Genomic DNA, 14,574 nt, shown 5'->3' with positions numbered 1-14,574 from the left:
TTTGTCTACATTTAAAGAAACGAAACTAAATGCTCAAAAAAATATTCGGAAGTGCGGTTTTTGGTGTTGAGGCGACAACCATTACCGTTGAGGTTAATGTAGATAAAGGTATTGGCTATCACCTCGTTGGGCTTCCAGATAATGCCATAAAAGAGAGCAATTACCGTATTGCCGCGGCACTTCAAAATAATGGCTATCGTATTCCAGGCAAAAAGATTACCATCAACATGGCACCAGCCGATTTACGCAAAGAAGGTTCAGCCTATGACTTAACTTTAGCTGTTGGTATTTTGGCAGCATCCAATCAGATAAATGCTGAAGACTTGGAAGATTATCTTATTATGGGTGAATTATCCTTGGATGGAAGCTTACAACCTATAAAAGGCGCTTTACCCATTGCTGTGAAGGCTAGGGAAGAAGGCTTTAAAGGATTTATTCTACCAAGTCAAAATGCTAAAGAAGCGGCTATTGTCAATGATTTAAAAGTGTATGGAGTTGATACGATTACCCAAGTTATTAATCACTTTGATAAGGGTGAATTGTTGGAAAAAACAATCATTAATACTAGAGAAGAATTCTATAAAAATCTTGATTTTCCTGAATTCGATTTTGCAGACGTCAAAGGTCAGGAAAGCATTAAGCGTTGTATGGAAATTGCAGCTGCAGGTGGTCATAATATTATTCTTATTGGCCCACCAGGCTCTGGGAAAACAATGTTGGCGAAACGACTACCAAGCATATTACCACCAATGACGCTTCATGAAGCTTTAGAAACTACTAAGATTCATTCGGTTGTAGGTCGCGTTAAGGAACACACAGGGTTAATGGCACAGCGGCCGTTTCGAAGTCCACACCATACGATTAGTGATGTCGCCTTAGTTGGAGGTGGAGCTTATCCACAACCCGGCGAAATTTCCTTGTCACATAATGGTGTGTTGTTTTTGGATGAACTTCCTGAGTTTAAACGAAGCGTATTGGAAGTGATGCGACAACCACTAGAAGACCGGGAAGTCACTATTTCGAGGGCAAAGTTTACGGTGACATATCCGTCATCCTTTATGTTAGTCGCCAGTATGAATCCAAGTCCAGGCGGTTATTTTAATGATCCTGATGCGCCAGTAACCTCTAGTCCTGCTGAAATGCAACGTTATCTTAGCAAGATTTCAGGGCCGTTGTTAGATCGAATAGATATCCATATTGAAGTGACACCAGTACCTTTTGAAAAATTGTCTGATGATAGAAAAGGCGAATCTTCAGTAGCCATAAGAAAGCGGGTCACCGCAGCGCGAGAACTACAAACCAAACGTTTTGCAGGTTTAGAAAATGTGCATTACAATGCACAAATGAATACCAAACAAATCCGTGAGTATTGTCAATTAGATGAGGCCTCTTTACAATTATTGAAGTCTGCAATGGAACGTTTGAATCTCTCGGCTAGGGCTTATGATAGAATTCTAAAAGTTGCCAGAACCATTGCCGATTTAGAACACTCCCAAAGCGTCAACGGTAACCATATCAGCGAAGCCATTCAGTACCGAAGTTTGGATAGAGAAGGGTGGTTGGGGTAACTTTACTAATGATTTCATAAAATGAATTAATAAAATTTTATATGCAAGGTTTTAAGAACATTTTATTATTGGTCATAATCTTTCCGCTTAACTTGATATCTCAAGTGTTAGATAATAATGATATTAAGTTTGATCCTTTAGTTAAGTACTTTGATTTGGTACAACCAGATTTGGTGAGATATCTAGATTCTGTTTTCAGTAATACACAACAAAAAAAAGTAAGTTTTTTAACTACTCTTGAAGATCTGAAAAATGAGAAAATAATATCAACTAAAAATGATGAGACATTGTCTTTTGTGGTTTATAGAAATGAATTTCAAGTCTTTAATTCTGATAATAATTATTCTTTGACAGAATCGAATGAATTGTTTTTTGAGTCTTTGGAAGACTCTAATAATGTTAAAAACTATTGGTTTAATAAAAATGATTTTTTTATTCTTAACAATTTCGTATTTGAAAAAGATTCTAACCTAAAGCTGAATAATTCAGTTGTTAGAAATAGTATTCTTAACGCTAGTTTTTTAGCTAGAGAATATTATAATTCCATAATTGATGGGGTGTATGTCTCATCATCCAATGAAAACACAGGAAACGATCCTATTATATCGAATGGTGCAAAACCCAATAATGAGGGATTTCGTTTTCAGAGTTGTTATATAGGAGATTTAGATATTAATGGGAAAAAAGACTTTGATTTAAGTATGGATAATACTAAAATAGATTACTTGAATATATCTTCTGTTACTTCATTTAATCTTCGGATAACTAATTATGACGGTAGCTATGACTTATTTTCTGATTTAGAATCTTTAGGATTTGAAGAAGCCCATAATTTTGGACATAAAAAATCAAAGTCTTTTATCTCATATGATAATAACTTTGAAGAATTTGATTTGGATGATTCATTTGAGAGAGTTGATATCATTAACTCTTATGCAGAAGGAGGACTCAGAATTAATGAGATGCAGGATACACTTTTTATTAATGGTACTAAAGATTCGGAAATTTATATTTATCAAGAAACTAAGGTTAAGAAAAGCAAATTGTTTTTAGAAAATATAGACTACTCTAAGCTTAATACAAGGTGGGTGGGATATGAGTTAATTAAGCCATATAATGCATATAATGATGATCAATTGAATGCTACATACCAGAACCTATTAGCACATTTTAGGAAAGTTGGATTTGCTGAAAGTGAAAAGATATTGGATATTCAATATAGGGATTGGTTATATACTAAGGATAATAAATATCTACAGAATTGGATTGACAAAAACTGGTGGAATTACGGTTATAATAAGATGCTTATTATTAGAAATACAATTATTATATTTTTTTTCCTAAGTATTATTAATTGCTTTTTTCTTAAAAAACTATCATCTAACCTTTACGTCAATAAAAATATAGAGGAAATAGTTAAATCCAATAAAAATAAGAATAGGCTCATAAGGTATATCATTAACTTTCCATCAGCCCTATTTTACACTTCACAAATTTTCTTTGGGATTAGATTTGATTATAAAAAGCTTAAATATGAAGATAAACTAACTGGAATAGGTTTGTTTGGTCTATTGTATTTCTTTTTTATGTATTTCTCAGGGTTAGTCTGTGTAGCTTATTTAGTTAATGTAATTGTAACTATCTGATTTTAAACAATAAAAAGATTATATTTAAACAATATATAGAAACTAATCATTCTTAATAAAAAAACAGTCGCATTTTCATCACCAATGTTATGAATCATTCAAAAATTTAGGTCTTCACCAATGATGAAACTATGACTTTTGTAACTATTCATTACCAAAACTGGGATCGAGAAGGGTGATTGGGATAACTTTTTTATAAAACCACTGCAACCTTTTATGTTTCTTTCATCTAATAAATAAACAATTAACCATGAAACATAAAATTTCCGCTCTAGCTCTGATTGTAATCATATGCTTGTTTATAAATAGTTGCGATAATGATGATAGTCCTGGGTTTTTTGATACTGTGGCTGTCACCGTCCCAGTAATAAAATCTAAATCTCAATTTAGAAGCTCAATTTCAATAGAAAGTGCACAACCTACAAACTCGGACGGCAAAATATACGTCTATGATGATTTATTGTTTTATATAGCTCAGCATTCGGGAATACACATATTCGATAATCAAAACCCTGAATCTCCCCAAAATTTGATATTTATTCAATTAGAAGGGGTTAATGATATTTCCATAAAGAACAACATTTTGTATGCGGATAATTTTATGGATTTAGTGGTTTTTGATATCAGTAATTTATCCAATGTAGAGCTAGTAAATGTGGAAGAAGACATATTACCATTTTATGCAACTTTTCCTAATGAGGTAGACTATTATCAAACTGATATTTTCCCAACCAATGATGATGAGTTTATCGCATACTATGAAACGGTCTTTACGGAAAGGGATGAAGCCGAAAGCAATCCTAATATATACAACTGGGATTCTGAAGTTTTCTTAGATACCCTTGGAGAAGCTGTTGCTGGCAATAACATTGGCACAGGTGGTTCTTATGCCAAATTCCAGATTTTTAATAATGCATTGTACACTATAAATGATTATTCGTTATTCACCTATGATATAACAGATTATGATGCGATTTCATTTGTAACGGAAACTTGGATGGAAGGCTGGTTTGGTGGTGCTGTTCTCGAAACGACCTTTATAAGAAAAGATTATTTATTTATCGGAGCAACAAACGGAATGCACATTGTCGGTCTACAGAACGAATTCAGTCCAACCTATACATCGTCGTTTTTGCACGCAACAGGTTGTGACCCAGTTGTCGTAGAAGACCAGACAGCTTATATTACCATAAGAGGTGGAAATACTTGTGGTGCGATTGAGGACCAAGTTAATATTATTGATATTACTGATATAGAAAATCCTGTAGAGTATTCTACATATTTTCTGTCTAGCCCTTATGGTTTGGGTGTAAAGGATCAAGTACTTTATGTATGTAATAATCAAGGTTTAAATGTATTTAATGCACAAAATCCTGACCAGATAGTGTTGGAGAACACCTATAATGTAACTTCAAAAGATGTTATTGCCCTATCATCTCACCTTATTGCCGTCGGTGAAAATGTAATTCATCAATATAATTACACAGAGGATTTCGGATTAGAGCTTATCAGTACAATTCAATTTTAAAGCAACCGTAAAAAACCTCTACTGCAGGTTATGGTCTATTAATGTTTTTAATAATTAATAAATTTAACCCCCTTATAAGCAAACATATAGATTAGAACCAACTTGGATAAAAAACTACGAATACTCATACAAAAATGTGTTGAGAAAGATCGGGAAGGGCAACATGAATTGTACATGTTGCTTTCTCCTATAATGTATGGTATTTGTTTAAAATATATGAAAACCAAAACCGAAGCGGACGATGTCTTTCAAGAGGCTTTCATTATGCTGTTTCAAAAAATTGATCAATATAAATTTAGCGGAAGCTTCGAAGGTTGGGCCAAACGTATTTTTATAAATAAAGCCTTAGAAGTATTAAGAAAAAAACAGCGCCATATGTATGTAGAGATTGAAGATTCTAGTCTAAACTATGTGGTAGAGGAAGACATTAAAAAGCCCGATGTTAAATTGTCTCAAGATGAGTTGTTAAAGCACATACAGCAATTACCAGATAATTATAGAATAGTCTTTAATCTTTATGTTTTTGAAGGCTATGATCATAAAGTAATAGCTCAAAAATTAAAAATGGCAGTAGGCACATCAAAATCGTTATTGAGTAGGGCAAAAAGTGTATTAAGGTCGAGAATAAATGAGGAATTAAAGAAAAAAGTATCATGAAGAAGGATAAGATAGAAGAGTTATATGATTCGCTAAAAATCCTTTCTAAGGAGCCACCTGCAGCATTGTGGGATAATATAGAAGCGAGGTTACATCCAAAAAAGAAGAAGCGAAGAGGTTTGTTCTTTATTTGGGGTTCTGCTGCTGCCATACTGATTGTATTTATAGGATATATGCTTAATGATTTGGCAAACAACGATAGTCCTGTTAAGAAAGTTACAGATATTGAGTACTCAGAGGAAAGAGATACCATTGATGAATTGGATTTCAATACTACTAAAAACATAGACGAAGTTGTTACAACTAATACAGATGAAGATGATTTGCCAAACAGTGTCAATGGCAATGATGCGATAAGTAGTGGTTTAATCGAGCAAAAAGAACAAAAGGAAAACTTATCTGAGTATGTCATTGACAAAAAACAAGACGAGAAAGACGCTAAATCCAGATATAATAAGGATTATGCTCTAGTTGTTCAGGAAGAGGAAAACAACAAGATTAATAGTGCGGATATTCAAATGTCAAAAACAGAGAGCGGAAGTACGATTGACCGCACAAAAGAAACGGCTATAGCAAATAATGATTCTATTGTAAAGATTAAAGAGCGTTCCTTATTGGATATTTCTGAAGAGCTTTTAGCTGAAAACAATAATACTAAGGATACATTGAATACTGAATTTGAAGCGATTTCTAAATGGACTGTTGAGGTTTTAGGCGGAGTGTCAAATACGGCTTCTGATGCATCTATTCAAGGAACTTCGGTAAATACCTCGTCGCAAAACGATTTTGTATATACTTTAAAGGTTGGGTATGCGCTTTCAGATAGGTGGGTTATAAAGTCTGGTATTGGGAATAATGTATTGGGTCAAGAGATTAACAATATTGGTTATGTGAGTCCTGGCACCTCTCTTTTTGCAGGAGATGCGCAGAGCTTAGTAAACAATCAAGAGGTGTTATTCTTTGTTTCTCCAGGTTCTGCCAGTCAGGATGGCGCCTCTGATACTACCACTGATGTAGGGACCTTAGAGCAACAGTTTAATTATATTCAGATACCATTAGAATTTTCATATCACGTATTGAAAAATCAAAAATACACCTTGTCCTTTGGTATTGGAGGTAATGTTAACTTTTTAACGGATAATAGGGCTTTTCTAGATGATGAGCAAATTGGTGAAAGCTTAGGTGTCGATGCTACGGTTTTTGGTGCAACACTCAACTCCAATGTTTCTTATCAATTGACAAAACGAATGAATTTATTTTTAGAGCCAAGTTACAATTACTTTCAAAAGCCTATAAACAATTCAAATCAGGAATTTTCTAATACGCAATTGAGATTTTTATTTGGAATACGATATAAACTTTAAGGGTCTGTAGGAAAGTAAGTCTAATCATTCTTTAGAAAATAATTAGTCACATTATCATTATTGTTGCTAGCTCTCCACTCAAATGCTAAGTCTCCAAAAACAATAGAAGTATAGTTTTAAGGGCATACAATACCGAAGTTTGGATAGAGAAGGGTGGTTGGGCTAATCATCCTTTAAAAAGTAGTTGTTTGGATCATTACTACCATCGGATAACCATTCGAACTTTAAGTCTTCTCCAACTTCAAATCTATGGCTTACTGATGCCATTTTACCTGAAGGGTCATTTTCAAAGGACCATTGAACTCTATAACCTGCTCTGGTCATATAGCGATTTTCGGAAATCGGTAATAGTTCCACCTTAGATTGTTCGGTACCTTCCCGATAATAATAAAACTTGTCGTTTTTAAGGAAAAATTTCCGTGGTCCGTAAGAACCCTCATAGAACCTGTGTTGTGCTAATAATTCCTCTCGGTCTTTGCTTTTAATATAGTTGAGGTGCTCTATTATACTTTCAAGATATTTGTGCTCAGCATTCTTTTTGTAGGCAATTTGGTATAACTCAAGCGTCTTTTCTAAATCCCCATTATCAAAAGCCTCATGCGCTTTTAAAATACTATCATCTTCCCTCCAATACCACAGGTGTAAGGTTTCATTGTTGTCAGATTGACTTATCAATACGCCTATAGCCTGTCCTTCCTCATCTTTTATTAATTTATCTATTGCTGATTGACTCCCAATAATTCCACCTGCTAAGGTATTTTCTCCTGCCAGTAGAAATGGTATGGCATATTGATTTTTAGCCCAGCGCATAATTCGATCATCATTTAACCAATAGGTAAAGGTCTGCTCATTATTTTCAGAACGATATTGACCTATGAATTGCCTCAGTTTATCAGGGCTGGGTTTTACTGTTTTTTGATAATTTATGATGGTTTCAAAGGGTTTGAGGGTGTTTTCAACTTGAGGAAAAGTCATTTTCACATCCTTGAGTAAGGTCTCTGCTTCATCTATTTTTCCTTGAAAAAGTAAGGGTGTCATCTTGTAGATTCGAATATCAGGATTTATGATTTCATATTTTTCAAGAAGGTTCAATAACTTCTTTTCTTTTTTATTCCCTAGCAGGGCAGTTAATAAACTGGAGGCGTTGGCAAGACTTGGATCTTTATTAAATCGATTTTCGGAATGTTGCAGAAATTTATCCAGTTCTTTATTCTCGCAGTAGATACTATAAAGTATCAGATTATAATCAAAGTTGTTGGGGTCCACTTCGAGTTGAAGATTAACCTGCTGCTCTGCGGTTTCTTTATTACCATAAGCGAGACTATGCTCTATGGCCACCTCCAGTTGCTTTTGTAAGGGTAATTTCTGCCGATATTTTAAGCCTTTTTCTGTGAGTTCTCTGGTATATGCGTTGCTCTGACCATAAATACGACTGTGCTTGGATTTCTCAAGATAGGCCATAGCAAATGTACTGTCAAGGTCTATGGCTGCCTCGTATTTAAGATCTAGAAACTGTTTTATAGCTTCCTCAGAGTTACTCATAAAGGAATTAATTGGTAAGTCGAGATATTTAATGGTGTTGGTTTCAAGGAATCCTGCTTTTTCAGTGATGAATATACTTATTTGGTCTAGTAGACTTAAAAAATCGTTACCCTCAAATCGTTGCGACTCCAATACTTTAGCATTGGAAGCTTGTCTTTTACAGACTTCAATTACAGTAGTCTCGCCTTCCTTTTTGAAAGCCCCATCAATATAAAAATCATAGAATAAAGATGCCTGACGAATTTTATCTGCTGTCTCTGAATATGGTAAATACAGTGGGCTTAAACTTTTATTTTGTTTAAGGTCATATTCTAACAGTTTGGCTATGCCTGGGCTCCACCAGTCGATAGAATCATTATTGGTGAGATTGTCAAATTCAAATATTGGAACGCCAATTCTAAATTCTTCTTTTGTTATGGTTTTACTTTGTGCAATACCTTCGTCGTCGGTATAATTAATGTCCTTGGTCGTCGCACCCAAATCTGAATTGCCAAATCCGAAGTAGGTCACTACCATTATTAAAAGTATATTTAAAGGAAAGATGATTTTTTCCCGTCGGTGCAATTTACGTTGATTAATGCGCTCTCGATGGTAAAAATAAATGAGCAGTGATGGGATGATACCAATAAATATCCAAAGCAATAGATCCACCCAATAGGGTGATATGTTATACCGATTGAGTACCCAATCTACAAATTGCAGAAACGTCCATGCCGCAACCAAATAAGCAGCAGTAAACTTAAAGGTATTGATCCATCGTTTTTTATTCATCGGTGTAGTTGGTTAGTAGCCTTACGAATATAAGAACTAATTATTTGTATAACAATGTATTGAAAAGTTACATTATAGGACGAGAGATGGTCATATTAAGCTCTAATCATCCTTTAGAAAATAATTAGTAACGCTATCATTATTATCACTAACTCTCCACTCAAACACTAAGTCTTCACCAATAATAAAGCTATAGCTATTAGAAGCCATTTTTCCAGAAGGATCCTTCTCAAATGCCATCATCGTTCCCAAACGTGTTAAATCCATGTAGCGATTCTCCGAGACCGACAGTAGCTCTACCTTTGATAACTCACTGTCTTCACCTTTGCGCTTGTAATAGAATTTACCATCCTCAACCCAAAATTTTCGTGGACCATAAGACCCTGCAAACTTTTGATGCTGCATTAAAAGCGAATCTTTATCTTTATTTTGAGTATATTTTAAGTGTGATAAGATATTGGGTAGGTAACCATGTTTTGGATTGCTGGCGATAGCGACTTCATAAAGACCAATGGCTTCTTCAATATTATTCATTTCAAAGGCTTCATTAGCTGCAATGATATCATCATCAAGTTTCCAATAAATTCGGTTATCTGTAATTCTCCAAAAAAATTGGTAAGCACTAATTCCTATTACTTTTCCGTTAGTTTCGCTTTTAATTAGTTTTGAATAAAATGTGTCACCCAAAAGAAAACCACCACCCACGGCTTCTGGCCCAGCTGATACTAGAGGGCGCATACTTTGATTTTTTACATATTGTACCAGTCGATCACCGTTAATCCAAAAGTCTATCATTTGTTCATTAACTCCAGAGCGATAGGTGCCAACAAATTGTTCTAGATTTTCAACCTTTGGCGTATTGTTTTTATAGAACTTAAAGATGGAATCATATGCCCTAAATCTATTGGTATTTCTAGGTTCAGCCAGTTTGTATTCTTCAAAGATAGCTTCAGCTTTTTTTATGTCTCCTTTTAAAATTAGCGGTTCTAATTTAAGAATTTTCAAATCAGGATTAATAAGCTCAAAGGGTGCTAGTGCTTTCAAAAACTCATCATCATTACCACTCACCAAAGATGCAGTTCCTAAGCTTAGGCCACTCTCATTACTTGGGTCTTTCCTAAATAAAGCTTCTGAAGCTTTAAGATAGCCTTCCACATTTTTCGTTTCCCCATAAATGGAAAATAAGACATTGTTGTAAAAATCATTGCTAGGATCAACTTCCAACTGCAATTTTACCTGTGCTTCGGCTTCGTCATAGTTGTCGTATGCTAAACTGCGTTGTATATAAACCTCGAGTTGTTTTTGCAGAGGTAACTTACTTTTATATGTAAATGCCTTGTCCGTTATATCTTGTGTTTCTAGTTTTCCTTTATTGAATGCTGTACTTATCTTAGCTTCTTCTAAGTATGCCAGTGCAAAAGTCTCGTCTATGTTGTATGCTTTTGTGTAATTATTACTGACGTAAGCTTCTATGGCGGGTAGTGAATTGCTCATAAACTCACTAATGGGTAAATCTATATAGTTAAGTTTATTACTTTCTACAAAACCTAACGATGAAGTGATAAATACACTTATATCATCGAGTAACTTTAGCACGTCTGGTCCTTTAAACGTTTGTTTGTTTAAAGATTTACCGTTGGTCGCCTTTCTTACATGAACTGTAATTTCATAATCATCACCTACTTTTTGATAGTTGCCATCCACGTAATAATCATAGAATAAAGAGGCCGTTCTTATTTTATCAGAGGTATTAGCTTCGCCCAGGTATTCTGGACTTAAATTCTTGTTTTGTAAAAGATCTTCATTCAATAGTTGTCCGATACCCCATTGCAACCAGGTGGTTGTACTGTCCTTATTGATTTGGTCGAAATTAAAAATTGGAATTCCTATTCTAAATTCTTCTTTTGTAATGGTTTTGGTTTGGGCTTCACCTTGCTCATCCGTATAATTAATTTCTTTTGTAGTAGCTCCGAGATCAGTATTGCCAAATCCGAAGTAGAGGCCAATGAATAGTATGATAAAGTTTAAAGGAATAAAGATTTTTTCTCTTAGTTTAACAATGCGTTTACTAAGGCGTTCCTGATGGTATAGGTAGATAATTAGAGAAGGGCTTATACCAATAAAAAACCACAATAAGATATCAACCCAATGTGGTGAAATATTATAGCGGATTAACACCCAATCCACGAACTGTAAAAAAGTCCAAGCCGCTACAAGATAGGCGGCAAAGAATTTTAGGGTATTAATCCATTTCTTTTTTACTTCAGGAGACATAAAAACTATTTGTTTCTAATTGAAACGCATTAAAATTAAAGTTTAAAGATAAATAGTATTCTTAGTATTTCAAGGGTATTCACTTAAAAGTTACTTAAAACTACATTTTAGTGTATTTTTACTAGACTAATTTAGCTTTCTTATGAAATACTACCGTTCTACTATCTGTATTTTAGTTTTACTCTTTAGTTGCCAGAATTCTGAAAACGTTACTCCTAACATTGAGGAAAATCGTATTGATGAAGTTAAAGTGCCAAAACTAAACCTAGAACAAGCCAACCGTTTGGCTGAATTACCTTTAGCATGTGTAGATACAGAATATCCAAATAAACTGGGGCAGACCTTAGGAGGTGATGAAGATTTAAAATCACCACAAGAATTACACCCAACGTTTTTTGGATGTTTCGATTGGCATTCAGCCGTTCATGGGCATTGGAGTTTAGTGAGTTTAGCACGTCAGTTTCCTGATTTGGAAAAGAAAATTGAAATCAATGAATGGCTATTGCAAAGTATTTCCAAGAATAATATTCTAAACGAAGTGGCTTATTTTAACGGAACACATAATAAGTCTTACGAACGTACCTATGGCTGGGCATGGCTGTTAAAACTTGCTGAGGAATTGCATAAATGGGATCATGTAGTGGCTAGAAAAGCGGAAATTAATCTCCAGCCATTAACGGATTTAATTGTAGAACGCTATCTAGAATTTCTTCCCAAACTCAACTATCCAATTCGTGTAGGTGAGCATCCCAATACGGCATTTGGATTAAGCTTTGCCTATGATTATGCAATGACAATGGGCCATTCGGAATTAAAGGCTTTGATAGAAAAAAGAGCAAAAGACTTTTATATGAACGATAAAGCCTGCCCTTTGGATTGGGAACCAAGTGGATTTGATTTTCTATCACCTTGCTTGGAAGAAGCCGCTTTAATGAAACGGGTCTTGCCTAAAGAAGAATTCAAGGTTTGGATAGATGAATTTTTGCCTCAGTTAAAGTCTAAATCATTTGAAGTTGAAACAGGAAAAGTATCGGATAGAACAGATGGGAAGCTGGTGCACCTAGATGGTGTGAATTTTTCGAGGGCATGGAGTTTAAACTATATCGCTAAAGGTTTGCCAGAGTACGAACACCTTAAAAACATCGCCAATCAACATATTAATTATTCATTGCCAAGTATAATAGGCGATAGTTATGAAGGAGGCCATTGGTTAGGCAGTTTTGCGATTTATGCTTTGAATTCGGTTGAAAACTAGTGAAAAAGTTCTTTAAACATATTGGGCCTGGACCTCTAGTGGCTGCGGCTTTTATCGGTCCAGGTACTGTAACCGTATGCACTTTAGCAGGTGTTAATTTTGGATATGCACTATTGTGGGCTATGGTATTATCCATTATAGCAACCATGGTTTTACAGGAAATGGCTGCCCGATTGGGTGTAGTTTCACAAAAAGGATTGTCAGAAATTATTAGGCAAGAAATTAGCCATCCCATTTTAAAAGGCTTTGCCGTATTTTTAATTATTAGTGCCATTGTGGTTGGTAATGCAGCATATGAAGCGGGAAACATTAGTGGTGGTGCATTAGGTATGGAAACGCTTTTTGGCAATCCCACCATTGCATTATATGGTTTAGAGTTGAAAGTACTACCAATAGCTATAGGTGCTTTGGCTTTTGCCTTACTTTATATAGGTAACTATAAAATTTTAGAACGGTTTTTAGTGGGTCTGGTAGTATTGATGAGCCTCTCTTTTTTGATGACAGCACTCATCACAAAACCTAACCTGTTACAAACACTAAAAAGTGCTTTTGTGCCTTCTATTCCAGAAAAAAGTATTCTGACCATTGTAGGGCTTATTGGTACAACAGTGGTGCCTTACAATCTCTTTTTGCATGCATCCTTGGCAAAAACCAAATGGAAAGACAAAGCCGATTTAAGTTATGCTAGAAAGGATACTATTATAGCCATAGTTTTAGGAGGTATTGTATCCATGAGCATTATTATATCGGCCTCAGCAATTCAGGCCCAAGATATCTCTAATGCTTCTGATCTTGCCAAAGGGCTTGAGCCTTTGTTTGGAGTTTATGCCAAATATTTCTTGTCTATAGGATTATTCGCTGCAGGAATAACAAGTGCAATAACGGCACCTTTGGCTGCTGCTTTTGTTGCTAGTGGTTGTTTAGGGTGGGAAAGTCATCTCAAATCCTTAAAATTCAGAGCAGTTTGGATATTTATACTGGGATTAGGTGTGATATTCTCATCAATTGGATTTAAATCTATTGAGATTATAAAGTTTGCGCAAGTGGCCAATGGGTTGTTATTGCCCATAATTGCTGGATTTTTACTCTGGGTGATGAATAAAGTATCAGTTTTGGGAAGCTATAGAAATTCTAAAATTCAAAACTTTTTTGGATTGTTAATAGTTTTGGTGGCTTTAGGTCTCGGGGTAAAGGGAGTTTTGAGTGTTTTTAATGTATTTTGATGAACGTATATATTATAGATATTAATGCAGATGTAGGTGAGGGCTTAAATAATGAGCCCGATTTGATGCCTTATCTTTCTTCTTGTAATATCGCTTGCGGTGGTCATGCAGGTGATTTACAAATCATGACAGAGGCCGTAAGATTGGCCAAAACACATAAAGTCAAAATTGGAGCACATCCATCGTTTCCAGATAAGGAAAATTTTGGGCGAATGGTTATGGATATGTCAGCAGCAGATTTATATGCTACTTTAAAGCAGCAAGTTAGAGCCTTACAGAAAGTGCTTTATCAAGAAAACTCCCAGCTGCATCATATCAAACCTCATGGTGCTTTATATAATTTAGCAGCTAAAGACGATAAAACGGCCAATGTCATTATAGAAGTTATAAAAAGCATTGCGCTACCAATTAAACTTTATGCACCTTATAAATCTGTTTTAGCTTACTTGGCCGAAAGTGAAAACATTCAAGTAACTTATGAAGGTTTTGCAGACCGAAATTATAATGCCGATTTATCTTTAGTGTCTCGAAAAAATAATGACGCCATTTTGAATGATAAGCATCAAGTTTTGAGTCATGTTTTAAGAATGGTAAAACATCAAAAACTTATTGCAATTGATGGAGTAGAAGTATCGATAAAAGCAGCAACATTTTGTGTGCATGGAGATACCAAAAATGCACTTCAAATTTTGAAGTTTCTAAATCGGGAATTACCAAAGCATCACATTAAAATCCAGTAGCAAGTT

General features: G+C 34.9%; 10 protein-coding genes. 8 read left to right on the top strand and 2 right to left on the bottom strand.

Annotated features, from left to right (window positions below):
• Positions 1-29: 29 nt before the first annotated feature.
• The 5 genes from Q0992_RS07225 to Q0992_RS07205 all read left to right on the top strand — a co-directional run bounded on the left by Q0992_RS07225 (position 30) and on the right by Q0992_RS07205 (position 6,763).
• Positions 30-1,568, top strand: coding sequence for a YifB family Mg chelatase-like AAA ATPase (locus Q0992_RS07225; RefSeq protein WP_299521687.1), 1,539 nt, complete (start codon positions 30-32; stop codon positions 1,566-1,568).
• A 41-nt stretch (positions 1,569-1,609) separates the two neighbouring features.
• Positions 1,610-3,214: a hypothetical protein gene (locus Q0992_RS07220; protein WP_299521685.1), complete on the top strand. Its 1,605-nt coding sequence runs from the start codon at positions 1,610-1,612 to the stop codon at positions 3,212-3,214.
• A gap of 250 nt (positions 3,215-3,464) precedes the next feature.
• A complete protein-coding gene (locus Q0992_RS07215) occupies positions 3,465-4,742 on the top strand; it encodes a hypothetical protein (RefSeq protein ID WP_299521683.1) in 1,278 nt (425 codons plus the stop codon).
• Positions 4,743-4,916: 174 nt separating this feature from the next.
• A complete protein-coding gene (locus Q0992_RS07210; protein ID WP_299521707.1) occupies positions 4,917-5,399 on the top strand; it encodes a sigma-70 family RNA polymerase sigma factor in 483 nt (160 codons plus the stop codon).
• Complete coding sequence (locus Q0992_RS07205; protein ID WP_299521681.1) at positions 5,396-6,763, top strand: outer membrane beta-barrel protein; 1,368 nt, start codon at positions 5,396-5,398, stop codon at positions 6,761-6,763. Before Q0992_RS07210 ends, Q0992_RS07205 begins: the two co-directional genes overlap by 4 nt.
• 162 nt (positions 6,764-6,925) lie before the next feature.
• Here the strand turns inward: Q0992_RS07205 and Q0992_RS07200 are convergent, their stop codons facing one another.
• The gene (locus Q0992_RS07200; RefSeq protein ID WP_299521679.1) at positions 6,926-9,076 is read right to left on the bottom strand and encodes a hypothetical protein; all 2,151 of its coding nucleotides are present in this window, start codon (positions 9,074-9,076) and stop codon (positions 6,926-6,928) included.
• Between the two features lie 102 nt (positions 9,077-9,178).
• Complete coding sequence (locus tag Q0992_RS07195; protein WP_299521677.1) at positions 9,179-11,350, bottom strand: hypothetical protein; 2,172 nt, start codon at positions 11,348-11,350, stop codon at positions 9,179-9,181.
• Between the two features lie 142 nt (positions 11,351-11,492).
• Here Q0992_RS07195 and Q0992_RS07190 point away from each other — a divergent pair, with 142 nt between their 5' ends.
• From Q0992_RS07190 to pxpA, 3 genes are read left to right on the top strand one after another with little or no spacing between them, the layout of a single operon-like run.
• Positions 11,493-12,605 (top strand): DUF2891 domain-containing protein, encoded by a 1,113-nt coding sequence (locus Q0992_RS07190; RefSeq protein WP_299521675.1) that lies wholly within the window; start codon positions 11,493-11,495, stop codon positions 12,603-12,605.
• Positions 12,605-13,828 carry an Nramp family divalent metal transporter gene (locus Q0992_RS07185; RefSeq protein WP_299521673.1) on the top strand — a complete coding sequence of 408 codons (1,224 nt, stop codon included), beginning with the start codon at positions 12,605-12,607 and terminating at the stop codon, positions 13,826-13,828. Before Q0992_RS07190 ends, Q0992_RS07185 begins: the two co-directional genes overlap by 1 nt.
• Positions 13,828-14,568 (top strand): 5-oxoprolinase subunit PxpA, encoded by a 741-nt coding sequence (gene pxpA, locus Q0992_RS07180; protein ID WP_299521671.1) that lies wholly within the window; start codon positions 13,828-13,830, stop codon positions 14,566-14,568. Before Q0992_RS07185 ends, pxpA begins: the two co-directional genes overlap by 1 nt.
• Positions 14,569-14,574: the final 6 nt, after the last annotated feature.

Origin of the sequence: Winogradskyella sp., from assembly GCF_028289625.1 — a bacterium.
Classification (GTDB): domain Bacteria; phylum Bacteroidota; class Bacteroidia; order Flavobacteriales; family Flavobacteriaceae; genus Winogradskyella.
Note: the sequence above shows the minus strand (reverse complement) of the source record. Positions and strands in the feature narration are given on the sequence as shown.

Coding starts and splice junctions, on each gene's coding strand:
- Q0992_RS07220 (WP_299521685.1), top strand. CDS start 1,610: ATGCAAGGTTTTAAGAACATTTTATTATTGGTCATAATCTTTCCGCTT.
- pxpA (WP_299521671.1), top strand. CDS start 13,828: ATGAACGTATATATTATAGATATTAATGCAGATGTAGGTGAGGGCTTA.
- Q0992_RS07210 (WP_299521707.1), top strand. CDS start 4,917: ATGTTGCTTTCTCCTATAATGTATGGTATTTGTTTAAAATATATGAAA.
- Q0992_RS07190 (WP_299521675.1), top strand. CDS start 11,493: ATGAAATACTACCGTTCTACTATCTGTATTTTAGTTTTACTCTTTAGT.
- Q0992_RS07215 (WP_299521683.1), top strand. CDS start 3,465: ATGAAACATAAAATTTCCGCTCTAGCTCTGATTGTAATCATATGCTTG.
- Q0992_RS07225 (WP_299521687.1), top strand. CDS start 30: ATGCTCAAAAAAATATTCGGAAGTGCGGTTTTTGGTGTTGAGGCGACA.
- Q0992_RS07195 (WP_299521677.1), bottom strand. CDS start 11,350: ATGTCTCCTGAAGTAAAAAAGAAATGGATTAATACCCTAAAATTCTTT.
- Q0992_RS07205 (WP_299521681.1), top strand. CDS start 5,396: ATGAAGAAGGATAAGATAGAAGAGTTATATGATTCGCTAAAAATCCTT.
- Q0992_RS07200 (WP_299521679.1), bottom strand. CDS start 9,076: ATGAATAAAAAACGATGGATCAATACCTTTAAGTTTACTGCTGCTTAT.